Origin of the sequence: Pseudomonas sp. B3G-3, from assembly GCF_028640915.1 — a bacterium.
Taxonomy (GTDB): domain Bacteria; phylum Pseudomonadota; class Gammaproteobacteria; order Pseudomonadales; family Pseudomonadaceae; genus Aquipseudomonas; species Aquipseudomonas chlororaphis_I.
Genome location: NZ_JAQZAB010000115.1, coordinates 138,427 through 156,715, shown reverse-complemented (window position 1 = coordinate 156,715; position 18,289 = coordinate 138,427). Strand labels below are relative to the sequence as shown.

13 protein-coding genes are annotated in these 18,289 nt (G+C 62.9%); 10 read left to right on the top strand and 3 right to left on the bottom strand.

Going from position 1 to position 18,289, the window contains the following annotated elements; genetic code table 11:
- Positions 1 to 16 precede the first annotated feature (16 nt).
- Entirely contained in the window at positions 17 to 1,507 is a 1,491-nt protein-coding gene (locus PVZ80_RS20865; protein WP_009047121.1) for a leucyl aminopeptidase, read from the bottom strand.
- A 311-nt stretch (positions 1,508 to 1,818) separates the two neighbouring features.
- On the opposite strand from PVZ80_RS20865, the gene lptF reads away from it, so the two are divergent.
- The 8 genes from lptF (at position 1,819) to pdxJ (ending at position 10,305) form a co-directional block, all read left to right on the top strand.
- The gene (gene lptF, locus PVZ80_RS20860) at positions 1,819 to 2,937 is read left to right on the top strand and encodes an LPS export ABC transporter permease LptF (protein ID WP_009047122.1); all 1,119 of its coding nucleotides are present in this window, start codon (positions 1,819 to 1,821) and stop codon (positions 2,935 to 2,937) included.
- Complete coding sequence (gene lptG, locus PVZ80_RS20855) at positions 2,930 to 3,991, top strand: LPS export ABC transporter permease LptG (protein WP_016702720.1); 1,062 nt, start codon at positions 2,930 to 2,932, stop codon at positions 3,989 to 3,991. Before lptF ends, lptG begins: the two co-directional genes overlap by 8 nt.
- 168 nt (positions 3,992 to 4,159) lie before the next feature.
- Positions 4,160 to 5,959, top strand: coding sequence for a translation elongation factor 4 (gene lepA, locus PVZ80_RS20850; RefSeq protein WP_025806537.1), 1,800 nt, complete (start codon positions 4,160 to 4,162; stop codon positions 5,957 to 5,959).
- Between the two features lie 5 nt (positions 5,960 to 5,964).
- Positions 5,965 to 6,819, top strand: a complete 855-nt coding sequence (lepB, locus tag PVZ80_RS20845; RefSeq protein ID WP_007932153.1) for a signal peptidase I — start codon at positions 5,965 to 5,967, stop codon at positions 6,817 to 6,819.
- A gap of 213 nt (positions 6,820 to 7,032) precedes the next feature.
- Positions 7,033 to 7,722, top strand: a complete 690-nt coding sequence (gene rnc / locus PVZ80_RS20840; RefSeq protein WP_009042306.1) for a ribonuclease III — start codon at positions 7,033 to 7,035, stop codon at positions 7,720 to 7,722.
- Complete coding sequence (gene era / locus PVZ80_RS20835) at positions 7,715 to 8,617, top strand: GTPase Era (RefSeq protein WP_007932155.1); 903 nt, start codon at positions 7,715 to 7,717, stop codon at positions 8,615 to 8,617. The genes rnc and era overlap by 8 nt, the downstream gene beginning before the upstream one ends.
- Before the next feature lie 119 nt (positions 8,618 to 8,736).
- Positions 8,737 to 9,426: a DNA repair protein RecO gene (recO, locus tag PVZ80_RS20830; protein ID WP_009047125.1), complete on the top strand. Its 690-nt coding sequence runs from the start codon at positions 8,737 to 8,739 to the stop codon at positions 9,424 to 9,426.
- Positions 9,427 to 9,564: 138 nt separating this feature from the next.
- Positions 9,565 to 10,305 (top strand): pyridoxine 5'-phosphate synthase, encoded by a 741-nt coding sequence (gene pdxJ / locus PVZ80_RS20825; RefSeq protein WP_124301172.1) that lies wholly within the window; start codon positions 9,565 to 9,567, stop codon positions 10,303 to 10,305.
- A gap of 109 nt (positions 10,306 to 10,414) precedes the next feature.
- Here pdxJ and mltF read toward each other — a convergent pair whose 3' ends face one another.
- Complete coding sequence (gene mltF, locus PVZ80_RS20820) at positions 10,415 to 11,875, bottom strand: membrane-bound lytic murein transglycosylase MltF (protein ID WP_009047127.1); 1,461 nt, start codon at positions 11,873 to 11,875, stop codon at positions 10,415 to 10,417.
- A gap of 287 nt (positions 11,876 to 12,162) precedes the next feature.
- Here mltF and purL point away from each other — a divergent pair, with 287 nt between their 5' ends.
- Both purL and PVZ80_RS20810 read left to right on the top strand, forming a co-directional pair.
- The gene (purL, locus tag PVZ80_RS20815; protein WP_009047128.1) at positions 12,163 to 16,059 is read left to right on the top strand and encodes a phosphoribosylformylglycinamidine synthase; all 3,897 of its coding nucleotides are present in this window, start codon (positions 12,163 to 12,165) and stop codon (positions 16,057 to 16,059) included.
- 5 nt (positions 16,060 to 16,064) lie between these two features.
- Complete coding sequence (locus PVZ80_RS20810; protein ID WP_009047129.1) at positions 16,065 to 16,376, top strand: Nif3-like dinuclear metal center hexameric protein; 312 nt, start codon at positions 16,065 to 16,067, stop codon at positions 16,374 to 16,376.
- Positions 16,377 to 16,552: 176 nt separating this feature from the next.
- Here PVZ80_RS20810 and nagE read toward each other — a convergent pair whose 3' ends face one another.
- On the bottom strand, positions 16,553 to 18,274 hold the full coding sequence (nagE, locus tag PVZ80_RS20805; protein WP_273864487.1) for an N-acetylglucosamine-specific PTS transporter subunit IIBC: 1,722 nt from the start codon (positions 18,272 to 18,274) through the stop codon (positions 16,553 to 16,555).
- Between the last annotated feature and the right edge of the window lie 15 nt (positions 18,275 to 18,289).

Below are 18,289 nucleotides of genomic sequence, written 5' to 3'. Positions count from 1 at the left end.
CCCGAGGTCATAGGTTTCAGGCTTTGGCGCGGTCCAGCAGGTACTGGGTCAGCAGGGGCACCGGACGGCCAGTGGCGCCCTTGTCCTTGCCGCCGCTGGTCCAGGCGGTACCGGCGATATCCAGGTGCGCCCAGTTGTACTGCTTGGTGAAGCGCGACAGGAAGCAGGCAGCGGTGATGGTGCCGGCTTTCGGGCCACCGATGTTGGCGATGTCGGCGAACGGACTGTCCAGCTGTTCCTGGTACTCGTCGAACAGCGGCAGTTGCCAGGCACGGTCGTCAGCCTGAACGCCGGCGCTCAGCAACTGGCCGATCAACTCGTCGTTGTTGCCCAGGAGGCCCGAGGTATGGGAGCCGAGGGCGACCACGCAGGCACCGGTCAGGGTGGCGATGTCGATCACCGCCTGTGGCTTGAAGCGCTCGGCGTAGGTCAGGGCATCGCACAGCACCAGGCGGCCTTCGGCGTCGGTGTTGAGGATTTCCACGGTCTGGCCGCTCATGGTGGTGACGATATCGCCCGGACGCGAAGCGGTGCCGCTCGGCATGTTCTCGGCGCAGGCCAGGATGCACACCAGGTTGATCGGCAACTTGAGTTCCAGCACGGCGCGCAGGGTACCGAACACGCTGGCGGCGCCACCCATGTCGTACTTCATTTCATCCATGCCGGCGCCAGGCTTGAGGCTGATGCCGCCGGTGTCGAAGGTGATGCCCTTGCCGACCAGAGTGTACGGCTTCTCGGATTTCTTGCCGCCGTTGTATTGCATGACGATCAGGCGTGGTGGCTGGGCGCTGCCCTGGCCCACCGCATAGAACGAGCCCATGCCCAGTTCCTTGATCTTCTTCTCGTCGAGGACTTCGACTTTCAGGGCCTTGAATTCCTTGCCCAGGGCCTTGGCCTGCTCGCCGAGGAAGGTCGGGTGGCAGATGTTCGGCGGCAGGTTGCCCAGGTTGCGGGTGAAGGCCATGCCGTTGGCGATCGCCTTGGCGTGGGCCACGGCGCGCTCGACTTCGGCCAGCGCGGCCTTGATGGTCAGCAGGGTGATTTTCTTCAGGGCGCGCGGTTCGGCTTTCTGGCTCTTGAACTGGTCGAAGCTGTACTCGCCGTCCACCAGGGTTTCAGCCAGCAGGCGGGTCTTGCCGTAGCTGTCGCGGCCCTTGACCACCACTTCGTCCAGCGCCAGCACGGCATCGCTGCCGCCCAGGCCCTTGAGGGTAGCGAGGATGCCACTGACGATCTTGCGGAACGGGCGGTCGCCCAGTTCGGCGTCCTTGCCGGTACCGACCAGCAGGACACGTTCGGCCTTCAAGTTCGGCAGGGCGTGCAACAGCAGGCTCTGGCCGACCTTGCCGTCCAGGTCGCCGCGCTTGAGTACCGCGCCGATGGCGCCTCCGCTGAGCTCGTCGAGTTGTTTGGCAACGCTGCCGAGCTTGCGGCCTTCGCCGACGGCGACCACCAGGGTGGCGGTCTTCAACGTTTCCGGGCTAACGCTTTTTACAACCAGTTCCATGTCCGGGTCCCTGAATTAATGGTCAAAGAGCGCAGGGCCAATGCCGTGCGCCAGGCTTGTCATATCTGTAGCTTTTATAAGGAGAGGCGTCGGCAGCGGCCAACGACAGGGCCGCCAGTTTGAACCCGGGCGGTCGAGGCTGACAACCCTCCCATGAGCGAACTTCGCCGCTTTAGAGGCCTGCGTGAGCATGCGCAGTGACAGGCGCATGCAATCACAGGATAATGCGCCATCTTTTTTCGGCGGCTCGGCTTCAAGGGCCGTGTTTGCTTGTTTGGCCGCCTTAGCCTGACAACCCTGGAGTGTCTGGTTTGATCGTCTTCCGTTATCTATCCCGCGAAGTGTTGCTGACCTTGAGCGCCGTGAGTGCCGTTCTGCTGGTCATCATCATGAGCGGACGTTTCGTCAAATACCTCGCGCAAGCGGCCTCGGGCGCACTGGACCCGGGCTCGCTGTTCCTGATCATGGGCTTTCGCCTGCCAGGCTTCCTGCAACTGATCCTGCCGCTGGGGTTGTTCCTCGGCATTCTCCTGGCCTACGGCCGGCTGTACCTCGAAAGCGAAATGACCGTGCTGTCGGCCACCGGCATGAGCCAGCAGCGCCTGCTGGGCATGACCATGATCCCGGCCGCGCTGGTGGCCCTGCTGGTGGCGTGGCTGAGCTTGAGCCTGGCGCCGCAGGGGGCCAATCAATTCCAACTGCTGCTGAACAAGCAGGACGCCATGACCGAATTCGACACCCTGGTGCCGGGGCGCTTCCAGGCGCTCAACGACGGTACCCGGGTGACCTATACCGAACACTTGTCTGATGACCGCGCCAACCTGGGTGGCGTATTCATCTCGGAAAAACGCCTGAGCCAGGACAAGAAGGACCAGGGCATCTCGGTGCTGGTGGCAGAGAAGGGGCACCAGGACATTCGTCCGGACGGCAACCGCTACCTGATCCTGGAAAACGGCTACCGCTACGACGGTAACCCCGGCCAGGCCGATTACCGGGTCATCAAATACGACACCTACGGCGTATTGCTGGCCAAGCCGGACGTCAGCGACGAGGTCACCGACCGCGACGCCATGCCGACCCGCGACCTGATCGGCAACCCGGAACTGCGCGCCCATGCCGAGCTGCAATGGCGTATTTCCCTGCCGCTGCTGGTGTTTGTCGTGACCCTGATGGCGGTGCCGCTGTCCCGGGTCAACCCGCGGCAGGGCCGCTTCCTCAAACTGCTGCCGGCGATTCTTCTTTATATGGCTTACCTGACCATCCTGATCGCGGCCCGTGGCTCGCTGGAAAAGGGCAAGCTGCCGCAGGCGCTGGGCCTGTGGTGGGTACACGGACTGTTTCTATTGATTGGCCTCGGATTGCTGTACTGGGAACCCTTGCGTCTGAAACTGGCGAGCCGCCGCAGCATGAAGGAGGTGGCTCGTGGTTAAGCTCGATCGCTACATCGGCAACAGTGTCCTGCTGGCCATTCTGGCGGTACTGGGGATCATTCTCGGCCTGGCGTCGCTGTTCGCCTTCATCGACGAAATGGGCAGTGTCAGCGACAACTACACCGTGATGGATGTGCTGAGTTTCGTGGTCATGACGGCGCCGCGCCGGCTCTACGAAATGCTGCCGATGGCGGCCCTGATCGGCTGCCTGATCGGCCTGGGCAGCCTGGCCAGCAACAGCGAGCTGACCATTATGCGCGCCGCTGGCGTGTCCATCGGGCGGATCGTCTGGGCGGTGATGAAGCCGATGCTGTTCCTGATGCTGGCCGGTGTGCTGATCGGCGAGTACGTCGCTCCCGCCACGGAAAGCCAGGCACAGGCCAGTCGCGCGCTGGCCCAGGGTTCGGGCGACGCGCAAAGTTCCAAACGCGGCCTGTGGCACCGTCAGGGCGAGGAGTTCATCCACATCAACGCCGTGCAACCCAATGGCCTGCTGTATGGCGTGACCCGTTACCACTTCGACGATCAACGGCACATGTTGTCCTCGAGCTTCGCCCGCCAGGCCCGCTTCGAAGAGAACTACTGGCAGCTGAGCGACGTCACCACCACTTATTTCCGTGAAGGCCATACCGAAGTCATCAATACCCCTCAGGAACGCTGGGACGTGGCCTTGAGCCCGCAACTGCTGAGCACTGTGGTGATGGCGCCGGAGTCCCTGTCGATCAGCGGTCTGTGGGGCTATATCCACTACCTGGCCGATCAGGGCCTGAACAACGGTCGCTACTGGCTGGCGTTCTGGGTCAAGGTGCTGCAACCGCTGGTCACCGCGGCCCTGGTATTGATGGCGATTTCGTTCATTTTCGGTCCGTTGCGTTCCGTGACGCTCGGCCAGCGGGTATTCACCGGCGTGCTGGTGGGGTTCACCTTCCGCATCGCCCAGGACCTGCTGGGCCCGTCGAGCCTGGTATTTGGCTTCTCGCCGCTGTTCGCGGTGCTGGTTCCCGCCGGTTTCTGTGCCCTGGCCGGGTTCTGGCTGATGCGCCGGGCCGGCTGACCGGCGCCAATGACGCCACGCGCAAGAGCAACGCCCCTGTCGAAAGACCGGGGCGTTTTGCGTTTATGCACCACTGACAGGCGAACGTGACGCTTGCGTCGTCTATCAGGTACAATTCCCGGCTATTTTTCGGCGGGCTATGCCTGCAGCCTTTTTGAGTGTTGATCCGTGAGTGATTTGAGTCATATCCGCAATTTCTCCATCATCGCCCACATTGACCATGGCAAGTCGACTCTGGCCGATCGCTTCATCCAGATGTGCGGCGGCCTGGCCGAGCGCGAAATGGAAGCCCAGGTTCTGGACTCCATGGACCTTGAGCGTGAACGCGGGATCACCATCAAGGCCCACAGCGTTACCCTCTATTACAAAGCTCGCGACGGCATCACCTACCAGCTGAACTTCATCGACACCCCGGGCCACGTGGACTTCACCTATGAAGTCAGCCGCTCGCTGGCCGCCTGTGAAGGCGCCTTGCTGGTGGTCGACGCCGGCCAGGGCGTGGAAGCGCAGTCGGTCGCCAACTGCTACACCGCCATCGAGCAGGGCCTGGAGGTCATGCCGGTGCTGAACAAGATCGACCTGCCGCAGGCCGATCCGGACCGGGTCAAGGAAGAGATCGAGAAGATCATCGGTATCGATGCCACCGACGCCGTGACCTGCAGCGCCAAGACCGGCCTGGGTGTCGACGAGGTGCTGGAGCGCCTGGTAACCACCATTCCCGCGCCGACCGGCAACATCGAGGATCCGCTGCAAGCGTTGATCATCGACTCCTGGTTCGACAACTACCTGGGCGTCGTGTCCCTGGTTCGCGTGCGCCATGGCCGCGTGAAGAAGGGCGACAAGATCCTGGTGAAGTCCACCGGCAAGATCCACCTGGTGGACAGCGTCGGTGTATTCAACCCGAAACACACCGCCACCGCCGACCTGAAGGCCGGTGAAGTAGGCTTCATCATCGCCGGCATCAAGGACATTCATGGTGCGCCGGTAGGTGACACCCTGACCCTGAGCTCGACCCCTGACGTCGAAGTGCTGCCCGGCTTCAAGCGCATTCAGCCGCAGGTCTACGCCGGTCTGTTCCCGGTCAGCTCCGACGACTTCGAAGATTTCCGCGAAGCCTTGCAAAAGCTCACGCTGAACGACTCGTCGCTGCAATACACCCCGGAAAGCTCCGACGCACTGGGCTTCGGCTTCCGTTGCGGGTTCCTCGGCATGCTGCACATGGAAATCATCCAGGAGCGCCTGGAGCGCGAATACGACCTGGACCTGATCACCACGGCGCCGACGGTGATTTTCGAGCTGCAACTGAAGAATGGTGAGACGATCTACGTCGATAACCCGTCGAAGTTGCCGGATCTGTCGTCCATCGAAGACATGCGCGAGCCGATCGTGCGGGCCAATATCCTTGTGCCGCAGGAGCACCTGGGTAACGTCATTACCCTGTGCATCGAGAAACGCGGCATACAGCACGACATGCTGTTCCTCGGCAGCCAGGTCCAGGTGACCTACGACCTGCCGATGAACGAAGTGGTCCTGGACTTCTTCGACCGCCTCAAATCCACCAGTCGTGGCTATGCTTCGCTGGATTATCATTTCGATCGCTACCAATCGGCTAATCTGGTCAAGCTGGATGTGCTGATCAACGGTGAGAAAGTCGACGCCCTGGCATTGATCGTGCACCGTGACAACGCGCACTACAAAGGGCGTGCGTTGACCGAGAAGATGAAGGAACTGATTCCTCGGCAGATGTTCGACGTGGCAATCCAGGCCGCCATTGGCGGGCAGATTGTGGCGCGGACAACCGTCAAGGCGCTCAGAAAGAACGTACTGGCCAAATGCTACGGTGGTGACGTTAGCCGTAAGCGCAAGCTGTTGGAAAAGCAGAAGGCCGGTAAGAAACGCATGAAGCAAGTGGGTAACGTGGAGATTCCACAAGAAGCCTTCCTTGCCGTGCTCAGGTTGGATAGTTAGGTCCTATGTCGCTAAATTTCCCGCTGTTGCTGGTCATCGCCGTCGCCGTCTGCGGCCTCTTGGCGTTGCTCGATCTGGTCTTTCTGGCGCCGCGTCGGCGTGCCGCCATTACCAACTATCAGGGCAGCGTCAGCCAGCCGGATGGACTGGTCATCGAGAAACTGAACAAGGAGCCGATGCTGGTCGAGTACGGCAAATCGTTCTTTCCGGTGCTGTTCATCGTGCTGGTGCTGCGTTCGTTCCTGGTGGAACCGTTTCAGATTCCTTCGGGATCGATGAAACCGACCCTGGATGTGGGCGACTTCATCCTGGTGAACAAGTTTTCTTACGGGATCCGCCTGCCGGTGATCGACAAGAAAATCATCGAGGTCGGTGATCCGCAGCGCGGCGATGTGATGGTGTTCCGCTACCCGAGCGATCCGAACGTCAACTACATCAAGCGTGTGGTTGGCCTGCCGGGCGACGAAGTGCGCTACACCAGCGACAAGCGCCTGTTGGTCAACGGCCAGTCGGTCGCCGAACAGCTGGTCGGCTCCGAGCCGGGCACCCTGGGCAGCGCGGAGCTCTACAAGGAAAAACTCGGCGCCGCCGAGCACCTGATCCGCAAGGAAATGAGCCGCTACCGGGCGACCCCGGACCGTCAGTGGACCGTGCCTGCCGGGCACTACTTCATGATGGGCGACAACCGCGACAACTCGAACGACAGCCGCTACTGGGATGACCCGAGCATTCCCAAGGACCTGCTGGGCATGGTTCCCGACAAGAATATCGTCGGCAAGGCCTTCGCAGTCTGGATGAGCTGGCCCGAACCGAAACTCAGCCACCTGCCGAATTTCTCGCGGGTTGGCCTGATCAAGTAATCAGACACGGCGCTGTTGAACACAGCGCCGAATGCTTTTCTGGATCTTGTAGAACACCGGCCCGCCAGGTTCGGCAGCCTCCCAGGCGTCACCAGAAGCAGCAGTCAACGATATTCAGGATGTGGATTTGAACACAGCGTTAATTGCCACAGGCATCTCGTGCCTCGTCTCCAAGGTGGTGAAATTCAACCACGAACTCAGCGTGGGTAAACCGTGAGCGTTTCTTTGAGCCGTCTCGAGCGTCAGCTCGGTTACACCTTCAAGGACCAGGAACTGATGGTCCTGGCCCTCACTCACCGCAGTTTTGCCGGGCGCAACAACGAACGCCTGGAGTTCCTCGGTGACGCCATCCTCAACTTCGTCGCCGGCGAAGCGCTGTTCGAGCGTTTCCCCCAGGCCCGCGAAGGCCAGCTGTCGCGTCTGCGCGCGCGCCTGGTGAAGGGAGAAACCCTGGCCGTACTGGCCCGCGGTTTCGATCTGGGCGAATACCTGCGCCTGGGTTCCGGTGAGTTGAAAAGCGGCGGCTTCCGCCGTGAGTCGATCCTCGCCGATGCCCTGGAAGCGCTGATCGGTGCGATCTACCTGGATGCTGGCATGGAAGTCGCGCGTGAGCGTGTGCTGTCCTGGCTGACGTCCGAGTTCGACAGCCTGACGCTGGTCGACACCAACAAGGACCCCAAGACCCGCCTGCAGGAGTTCCTGCAGTCGCGTGCCTGTGAATTGCCCCGCTACGAAGTGGTGGATATCCAGGGTGAGCCCCATTGCCGGACGTTCTTCGTCGAATGCGAAATCACCCTACTGAACGAAAAAAGCCGAGGTCAGGGTGTGAGCCGTCGTATTGCCGAACAGGTAGCGGCCGCCGCAGCACTGATTGCCCTGGGCGTGGAGAATGGCCATGACTGATACAACCGCAACACGCTGTGGCTATGTCGCCATCGTCGGCCGTCCGAACGTGGGCAAGTCCACGCTGCTGAACCATATCCTGGGGCAGAAGCTGGCCATCACCTCGCGCAAGCCGCAGACCACGCGGCACAACATGCTCGGCATCAAGACCGAAGGCGCCATCCAGGCGATCTATGTCGACACCCCGGGCATGCACAAGAGCAACGAGAAGGCGCTGAACCGCTACATGAACAAGACCGCCTCGGCGGCCTTGAAAGACGTCGACGTGGTGATCTTCGTCGTCGACCGCACCAAGTGGACCGACGAAGACCAACTGGTGCTGGAACGCGTGCAGTACGTGCAGGGCCCGGTGATCCTGGCGATCAACAAGACCGACCGCATCGAGGACAAGGCCGAGCTGATGCCGCACCTGACCTGGTTGCAGGAACAGTTGCCGAATGCCGAGATCGTTCCGGTGTCGGCCCAGCAGGGCCACAACCTGGAAGCCCTGGAAGGCCTGATCGCCAAGCACCTGCCGGAAAACGATCACTTCTTCCCGGAAGACCAGATCACCGACCGCAGCAGCCGTTTCCTCGCCGCCGAACTGGTGCGCGAGAAGATCATGCGCCAACTGGGTGCCGAGCTGCCGTACCAGATCACCGTGGAAATCGAAGAGTTCAAGCAGCAGGGCAAGACCCTGCACATTCATGCCTTGATCCTCGTCGAGCGCGATGGCCAGAAGAAAATCATCATTGGCGACAAGGGTGAGCGCATCAAGCGCATCGGCATGGAAGCGCGCAAGGACATGGAGCTGCTGTTCGACTCCAAGGTCATGCTCAACCTGTGGGTCAAGGTCAAAGGCGGTTGGTCCGACGACGAGCGTGCCCTGCGTTCGCTGGGCTACGGCGACCTGTAACTCCTGCGAGCGCTTTGCGCTCAATCGCGAGCAAGCTCGCTCCTACAAGGGAGCGGGTGTGCTGCTCGCGATAATTCCGGACCTGTCACTTTCTCAAGCCTTGAGATCCCCCGACACCTATGTCCAGTAACCCTCCCATCGGCCAGCCCGCTTACGTCCTGCACAGTCGCGCCTATCGCGAGAGCAGTGCGTTGGTGGACTTCCTCACGCCCCAAGGGCGGCTGCGCGCGGTGTTGCGTGGCGCGCGGGGCAAGGCCGGGACCCTGGCGCGGCCGTTCGTGCCGCTGGAAGTGGAGTTTCGTGGGCGCGGCGAGCTGAAAAACGTCGGGCGCATGGAGAGCGCGGGAACCTCCACCTGGCTCAACGGCGAGGCGCTGTTCAGCGGTCTCTACCTCAACGAGCTGCTGATCCGCCTGCTGCCTGCCGAAGATCCGCATCCGGCGATCTTCGAGCACTATGCGGCGACCTTGCTGGCGTTGGCCGAGGGCAGGGCCCTCGAACCCTTGCTGCGTGCCTTCGAGTGGCGCCTGCTGGACGACCTGGGCTACGGTTTTGCCCTGGACACGGATATCCACGGCGCGCCGATTGAGGCGCAGGGCATGTATCGCCTGCAGGTGGATGCCGGCCTGGAGCAGGTTCAGCTGTTGCAACCGGGCCTGTTCAACGGCACCGAGCTGCTGGCCATGGCGCAAGCCGACTGGAGCGCCCCCGGGGCGCTGGCGGCGGCCAAGCGCCTGATGCGCCAGGCGCTGGCGGTGCACCTGGGCGGTCGGCCATTGGTCAGTCGCGAATTGTTTCGCAAGCCCTAGCCTGTCTTGTTGCACAAATCCGCTTGAATCCTGATCCGACTCGACTTTGAGGGCTGCACGGCCGAACGCCGGCAGTTATTTTCGCCAGCGGACACTATATGCTGTGCACCGAATCTCTAACTCCTCAGGAGCGCTTCCGTGACCACCAGCAATCGCATTCTTCTTGGCGTGAACATCGACCACGTAGCCACCCTGCGTCAGGCCCGGGGCACCCGTTACCCTGACCCGGTCAAGGCGGCGCTGGACGCGGAAGAGGCGGGGGCCGACGGCATTACCGTGCACCTGCGCGAGGACCGCCGGCATATCCAGGAGCGCGACGTGCTGCTGCTCAAGGACGTGCTGCAAACCCGCATGAACTTCGAGATGGGCGTCACCGAGGAAATGATGGCGTTCGCCGAGCGCATCCGTCCGGCGCACATCTGCCTGGTTCCGGAAACCCGCCAGGAACTGACCACCGAGGGCGGCCTGGATGTCGCCGGGCAGGAAGCGCGGATCAAGGCGGCGGTAGAACGCCTGTCGAAGATCGGCGCCGAAGTGTCGCTGTTCATCGACGCCGATGAGCGGCAGATCGCGGCCTCTCGCCGCGTGGGCGCGCCAGCTATCGAGTTGCACACCGGGCGTTATGCCGATGCCGAAACGCCGAGCGAGGTGGCCGAGGAGCTGCGGCGCGTGGCCGACGGCGTGGCGTTCGGCCTGGGCCAGGGCTTGATCGTCAATGCCGGGCACGGCCTGCATTACCACAACGTCGAGGCGGTCGCGGCGATCAAGGGCATCAACGAGCTGAACATCGGCCATGCGCTGGTGGCCCATGCGCTGTTCGTCGGCTTCAAGGGTGCGGTGGCGGAGATGAAGGCGCTAATCCTGGCGGCGGCCAGGTAACAGTCTTTGATGCTATCGCGAGCAAGCTCGCTCCTACAGGGTTGGCGGCGTGCACGGAAATAGTAGCCTCCGTCTATCTCTGTAGGAGCGAGCTTGCTCGCGATGCGGTTTAAAGCGGCGGGGTTTCCTGGGTCGGCTTGGTCTTGTCCACGCCCGGCACATGCAGATTGCCTTCGGCCACCTGGTCGCCTTCCAGCTGCGGCTGCGTGACCCAGGTCAGGATGTCGTAGTAACGACGGATGTTGGCGACGAAATGCACCGGCTCGCCGCCCCGGGCGTAGCCATAGCGGGTCTTGCTGTACCACTGCTTCTGCGAAAGACGCGGCAGCATCTTCTTCACGTCCAGCCACTTGTTCGGGTTCAGTCCTTCCTTTTGCGCCAGCTTGCGGGCGTCGTCCAGGTGGCCGCTGCCGACGTTGTAGGCGGCGAGGGCGAACCAGGTGCGGTCCGGCTCTTCGATCTTGTCGTCCAGTTGATCCTTCATGTACGCCAGGTACTTGGCGCCGCCCTGGATGCTTTGCTTGGCATCCAGGCGGTTGGACACGCCCATGGCCTGGGCGGTGTTCTGGGTCAGCATCATCAGGCCACGTACGCCGGTCTTGGAGGTGACGCTCGGTTGCCACAAGGATTCCTGGTAGCCAATGGCCGCCAGCAGGCGCCAGTCGACCTTTTCTTCCTTGGCCGAGGCCTTGAAGTGTTTCTCGTATTTGGGCAGGCGCTGCTGCAGGTGCTGGGCAAAGGTGTAGGCGCCGACATAACCGAGGACGTCCACGTGCCCGTAATAACGGTCCTTCAGGCGCTGCAGGGTGCCGTTCTTCTGCACCTTGTCGAGGAAGTCGTTGATTTCGTTGAGCAGGCTGTTGTCTTCGCCGGCGGCCACGGCCCAGCTCTGGTTGCGGGCATCGCCCAGGTCGAAGGCGACGCGGATATTGGCGAAATACACCTGGTTCATCGCCACTTCGTTGGAATCCACCAGGGTCAGGTCGATCTGCCCTTCGTCGACCATGCGCAGCAGGTCGACCACTTCGACCTCGTCGGACTCTTCATATTGAATGCCGGGGTATTTCAGCTTGAGTTCGGCCAGTTGCTCGGCGTGGGTGCTGCCCTTGAGCACCATGATCTTCTTGCCTACCAGGTCGCCCGCATCGGTGGGGCGGGACTGGCCGTTGCGGTAGATGACCTGCGGGGTGACTTCCAGGTAGGTGTGGGAAAACCTGACTTGCTGCTTGCGTTTCTCGCTGCTGACCAGACCGGCAGCAGCCAGCACCGGGCCGTTAGGTTTACCCAGCTGGTCGAAGAGGTCGTCGAGGTTGTCCGCGGTTTCGATCTTCAGCGTCACCCCCAGATCGTCGGCGAAGCGTTTCACCAGCTCGTATTCGAAGCCGGTTTCACCATTGCGATCCTGAAAGTAGGTGGCCGGGCTGTTACGGGTGACCACCCGCAGCACGCCATCCTCCTTTACTCGCTCCAGTGTGCTGGGTTTCTCAACGCAGGCACTGAGCATCAGGAAGAGTCCGGTTGCGATGAGCCATCGGGCACAGCGCGGACGTAAAGCCATTGGGGAAAACATCTGCGCAGTATACGCAAAGGACAACAACCGCCATATCTCGACAGCGAAGGGCTTGTCTGCTAGAGGTCCCGGCCCCCGGCCAAAGCCCTCGGGAATGGGCCTTCGCGGCTTGCCGAGAGGGTTCAAATAACCCTTCCGAAGGGGCCGGATAAGCCTTTGTCGCAGGGGGCTGCGCACGGGCCGACGTCTGGCCGCGCTCAGGCGTGCCGTTTCGGGTGCCGTCGCGGGCGGTTTAGGCTAGAATGCACGGCCTCAAAGCACACCCCCTTCCCGAGGCTGTCCCGAAGATGTTGATCCTGCGCGGCGCTCCTGCCCTTTCTGCCTTTCGCCACAGCAAACTCCTTGAGCAACTGAGCCAGAAGGTTCCAGCTGTCAGTGGCCTGTATGCTGAATTCGCTCACTTCGCCGAAGTTACCGGCGTCCTGACCGGCGACGAACAGCAGGTGCTTGCGCGCCTTCTGAAGTACGGCCCAAGCGTACCGGTGCAAGAACCTACCGGTCGTCTGTTCCTGGTGCTGCCGCGTTTCGGCACCATCTCGCCATGGTCGAGCAAGGCCAGCGATATCGCCCGCAACTGCGGCCTGAGCAAGATCCAGCGCCTGGAACGCGGTATTGCCTTCTACGTGGCCGGTGAATTCAGCGACGCGCAAGCGCAGTTGATCGCCGACACCCTGCACGACCGCATGACCCAGATCGTGCTGGGCAACCTGGAACAGGCTGCCGGCCTGTTCAGCCATGCCACGCCGAAGCCGCTGACCGCCATTGACATCCTCGGTGGTGGCCGCGCCGCGCTGGAGCAGGCCAACACCGAGCTGGGCCTGGCCCTGGCCGAAGACGAAATCGATTACCTGGTCAACGCCTTTCAGGGGCTCAAGCGCAACCCGCACGACATCGAACTGATGATGTTCGCCCAGGCCAACTCCGAGCACTGCCGCCACAAGATCTTCAACGCCAGTTGGGATATCGACGGCCAGAGCCAGGAAAAAAGCCTGTTCGGCATGATCAAGAACACCTATCAGATGCACAACGAAGGTGTGCTGTCGGCCTACAAGGACAACGCGGCGGTCATCGTCGGTTCCGTTGCCGGGCGCTTCTACCCGAATCCGGATACCCGCCAGTACGGCGCGGTGCAGGAGCCGGTGCACATCCTGATGAAGGTCGAGACCCACAACCACCCGACCGCCATCGCGCCATTCCCGGGGGCCTCCACCGGTTCCGGCGGCGAGATTCGCGACGAAGGCGCGACCGGTCGCGGCGCCAAGCCGAAAGCCGGCTTGACCGGTTTCACCGTGTCCAACCTGCAGATCCCGGGCTTCGAACAGCCATGGGAAAAGCCGTACGGCAAGCCCGAGCGCATCGTCGACGCCCTGGACATCATGATCGAAGGCCCGCTGGGCGGCGCGGCGTTCAACAACGAATTCGGCCGTCCGGCCCTGACCGGCTACTTCCGTACCTTCGAACAGTCCATCAACACCCCGCGCGGTGAAGAAGTTCGCGGTTACCACAAGCCGATCATGCTGGCGGGCGGCATGGGCAACATCCGCGCCGAACACGTACAGAAAGGCGAGATCACCGTCGGCTCCAAGCTGATCGTCCTCGGCGGCCCGGCGATGCTCATCGGCCTGGGCGGCGGCGCTGCTTCCTCCATGGCCACCGGCACCAGCTCGGCCGACCTGGATTTCGCCTCGGTACAGCGTGAAAACCCGGAAATGGAACGCCGTTGCCAGGAAGTCATCGACCGCTGCTGGCAGCTGGGCGACAAGAACCCGATCAGCTTCATCCACGACGTCGGCGCGGGCGGCCTGTCCAACGCCTTCCCGGAGCTGGTCAACGATGGCGGCCGTGGCGGTCGCTTCGAACTGCGCAATATTCCGAACGACGAGCCGGGCATGGCCCCGCACGAAATCTGGTCCAACGAATCCCAGGAACGTTACGTCCTGGCCGTCGGCGCCGCTGATTTCGAACGCTTCCAGGCCATCTGCGAGCGTGAGCGCTGCCCGTTCGCGGTAGTCGGCGAAGCCACTGCCGAGCCGCAACTGACCGTGACCGACAGCCACTTCGGCAACAGCCCGGTGGATATGCCGCTGGAAGTGCTGCTGGGCAAGGCTCCGCGCATGCACCGTTCGGCCGTTCGCGAGACTGAACTGGGCGACGATTTCGATCCGGCCAACCTGGACATCGCCGAAAGCATCGAGCGCGTCCTGCATCACCCGGCCGTGGCCAGCAAGAGCTTCCTGATCACCATCGGCGACCGCACCATCACTGGCCTGGTGGCCCGTGACCAAATGGTCGGCCCGTGGCAGGTTCCGGTGGCCGACGTTGCCGTCACCGCCACCAGCTTCGACGTCTACACCGGCGAAGCCATGGCCATGGGCGAGCGGACTCCGCTGGCGCTGCTGGACGCTCCGGCGTCGGGCCGCATGGCCATCGGCGAAACCCTGACCAACATCGCCGCTTCGCGCATCGAGAAGATTTCCGACATCAAGCTGTCGGCCAACTGGATGTCCGCTGCCGGTCACCCAGGCGAAGACGCTCGTCTGTACGACACCGTGAAAGCGGTTGGCATGGAGCTGTGCCCTGAGCTGGGCATTACCATCCCGGTGGGCAAGGACTCCATGTCCATGGCCACTCGCTGGAACGACAAGGGCGTCGACAAGAGCGTGACCTCGCCGCTGTCGCTGATCGTGACCGGTTTCGCGCCTGTGGCCGACATCCGCCAGACCCTGACCCCGCAACTGCGCATGGACAAGGGCACCACCGATCTGATCCTGATCGACCTCGGTCGCGGCCAGAACCGCATGGGCGCCTCGATCCTCGCCCAGGTGCACGGCAAGCTCGGCAAGCAGGCTCCGGACGTCGATGACGCCGAAGACCTGAAAGCCTTCTTCGCGGTGATCCAGGGCCTCAACGCCGACGGTCACCTGCTGGCTTACCACGACCGTTCCGACGGTGGTCTGCTGACCAGCGTGGTGGAAATGGCCTTCGCCGGTCACTGCGGCCTGAACCTGAACCTCGACGCCCTGGCCGAGACCTCGACCGAGATCGCCGCCATCCTGTTCAACGAAGAACTGGGTGCGGTGATCCAGGTGCGCCAGGACGCGACCCCGGGCGTGTTGGCGCAATTCAGCGCCGCCGGCCTGGGCGACTGCGTGGCGGTGATCGGCCAGCCGGTCAACAACGGCCATATCAACATCAGCTTCAACGGCGAAAGCGTCTTCGCCGGCGAGCGTCGCCTGTTGCAGCGCCAGTGGGCTGAAACCAGCTACCAGATCCAGCGCCTGCGCGACAACGCCGACTGCGCCGAGCAGGAATTCGACGTCCTGCTGGAAGAAGACAACCCGGGCCTGAGCGTCAAGCTGAGCTTCGACGTCAACCAGGACATCGCCGCGCCTTACATCAAGAAAGGCGTGCGTCCTCAGGTGGCGGTGCTGCGCGAGCAGGGCGTCAACGGCCAGGTGGAAATGGCCGCGGCGTTCGACCGCGCTGGCTTCAACGCGATCGACGTGCACATGAGCGACATCCTCGCCGGTCGCGTCGACCTCAACGACTTCAAGGGCATGGTTGCCTGCGGCGGCTTCTCCTACGGCGACGTACTCGGCGCTGGCGAGGGCTGGGCCAAGTCGGCGCTGTTCAACAGCCGCGCCCGCGACGCCTTCCAGGGCTTCTTCGAGCGCAACGACACCTTCACCCTCGGCGTGTGCAACGGTTGCCAGATGATGTCCAACCTGCACGAGCTGATCCCGGGCAGCGAGTTCTGGCCGCACTTCGTGCGCAACCGGTCCGAGCAGTTCGAGGCCCGTGTGGCGATGGTCCAGGTCCAGGAGTCGAACTCGATCTTCCTGCAGGGCATGGCCGGTTCGCGGATGCCGATCGCCATCGCCCACGGCGAAGGCCATGCGGAATTCGAAAGCGCAGAAGCGCTGCTCGAAGCCGACCTGTCCGGTTGCGTGGCCCTGCGCTTCGTCGACAACCACGGCAAGGTCACCGAAAGCTACCCGGCCAACCCGAACGGCTCGCCGCGCGGGATCACCGGCCTGACCAGCCGCGACGGTCGCGTCACCATCATGATGCCGCACCCTGAGCGGGTATTCCGTGCCGTGCAGAACTCCTGGCGTCCGGAAGAGTGGAACGAAGATGCGGCGTGGATGCGCATGTTCCGTAACGCTCGCGTGTGGGTGAACTAAGGCCCGTGTACAAGCTCAGCTTTTTCGTCCCGCCCAGCCACGTGGAAGTGGTCAAGAACGCCGTATTCGCCGCCGGCGGCGGACGGATCGGCGCTTACGACCAGTGTGCGTGGCAGGTGCTGGGCCAGGGCCAGTTCCGCCCGTTGGACGGCAGCCAGCCGTTTCTCGGGCAGACCGGCCAGGTCGAGCAGGTGCAGGAATGGAAAGTCGAGCTGGTGGTGGCCGACGAGTTGATCCGCAGCGTGGTGATGGCCCTCAAGCAGAGCCATCCCTACGAGACACCGGCTTATGAAGTCTGGCGTCTGGAAGACTTCTAAGGCCCCGCCCATGAAAAAGCCCGCTGAACCGGTAACGGTCAGCGGGCTTTTTTGTGCCGGTTCGCTGCCACCCCCGTAGGAGCGAAGCTTGCTCGCGATAGCGCCCGTCCAGGCGCCATCTTCTTCACTGTGGACCTGATCGCGAGCAAGCTTCGCTCCTACAGCATGCGAGCCCGTCAGACCTTGGCGCTGACCTCGCTGCGGTTGATCAGGGTATCCAGCGCCTGGCCCAGGCTCGCGGCCTTTTCCCCGATCAGCAGGTGCCAGACGCCATCATCGAGCTGGCTCGAGCCCTGGCAGCCAAGGCTCTTCAGCTGATATTCCGACAGCGCCTTGTTGTCGCCCAGTTGCACCCGCAGGCGGGTCATGGCCACGCAGTCCAGTTGCAGCACATTGTCGCTGCCGCCGAAGGCGTCCAGCCATTTCACGGCTTCCTGGGGCGCGATGCTCACCGCTGCCGGTGCTTCGAAGGCCGCAGCGGCGGGGCCTGGCTGCTCCAGTGGCTTGCCGGCGCTGGGCATGGCCAGGCGAATTTCATCGGCGATGCTGTCGGCCAGCGGGCCGACCACCACTTGCAGGCTGCCGCCCTTGCCGGGACGCACCACGGCCATGGCGCCAAGGGCCTTGAGCTCGCTGTCCGATGCCTTGTTGCGGTCGGCCAGTTCCAGGCGCAGGCGGGTGGTGCAGGCGCCGACGGTGATCAGGTTGTCCGCGCCGCCTAGGGCCCGAATATAGGCACCGGCCCGCTGATTGTTGCTCAGGGCGACTTTTTCGCTGCCCGGGGTGTCTTCGCGGCCCGGGGTTTTCAGGTTGAAGCGTTTGATGCAGAAGTCGAAGACCGTGTAGTAGATCACCGCATAGAGCAGGCCCACGGGAAATATCAGCCAGCCGTTGGTGGACTTGCCCCAGCCCAGGGCCATGTCGATGGCGCCGCCGGAGAAGGTGAAGCCCAGGTGAATATTGAGGAAGTTGGTCAGGCCCATGGCGAGGCCGGTCAGCAGGGCGTGCACCAGGTAGAGAAAGGGGGCGAGGAACATGAAGGCGAATTCCACCGGCTCGGTCACCCCGGTGAGCGCTGAGGTCAGGGCCATCGACAGCAGGATCCCGCCCATCACCTTGCGCCGTTCCGGCAAGGCGTTGCGATACATCGCCAGGCAGGCGGCGGGCAGGCCGAAGATCATCATCGGGAACATGCCGGTCATGAACTGGCCGCCCTTGGGGTCGCCGGCGAAGTAGCGCGAGATATCCCCGGTGACCAGGGCGCCGGTGGTTGGGTCGGTGAAGTTGCCGAAGACGAACCAGGCCATGTTGTTGAGGATGTGGTGCAGGCCGGTGACGATCAGCAAGCGGTTGAACACGCCGAAGACGAAGGCGCCAAAGCTGCCGCTGTCCAGCAGCAGGGCGCCGAAGCTGTTGATGCCGTGCTGGATCGGCGGCCAGATCAGGCCGAACACTACCCCCAGGCCGACGGCACTGAAGCCGGTGACGATCGGCACGAAGCGCCGTCCGCCAAAGAACGCCAGGTATTCCGGCAGCTTGATGTCCTTGAAGCGGTTGTACAGGGCGCCGGCCAGCAAGCCGCTGATGATCCCGGCGAGCATGCCCATGTTGATGCTGGCATCGAGCACCTTGAGGGTCGCCACCATCACCAGGTAACCGATGGCGCCGGCCAGGCCGGCGGTGCCGTTGTTGTCCTTGGCGAAGCCCACGGCGATGCCGATGGCGAAGATCAGCGCCAGGTTGGCGAAGATGGTCTGGCCGGCATCGTGGATGATCGCGATGTTCAGCAGGTCGGTGTCGCCCAGGCGCAGCAGCAGGCCGGCGATCGGCAGGATCGCGATCGGCAGCATCAGGGCCCGGCCCAGGCGCTGCAGGCCTTCGATGAAAAATTGGTACATGGCGTGTCTCCCGGT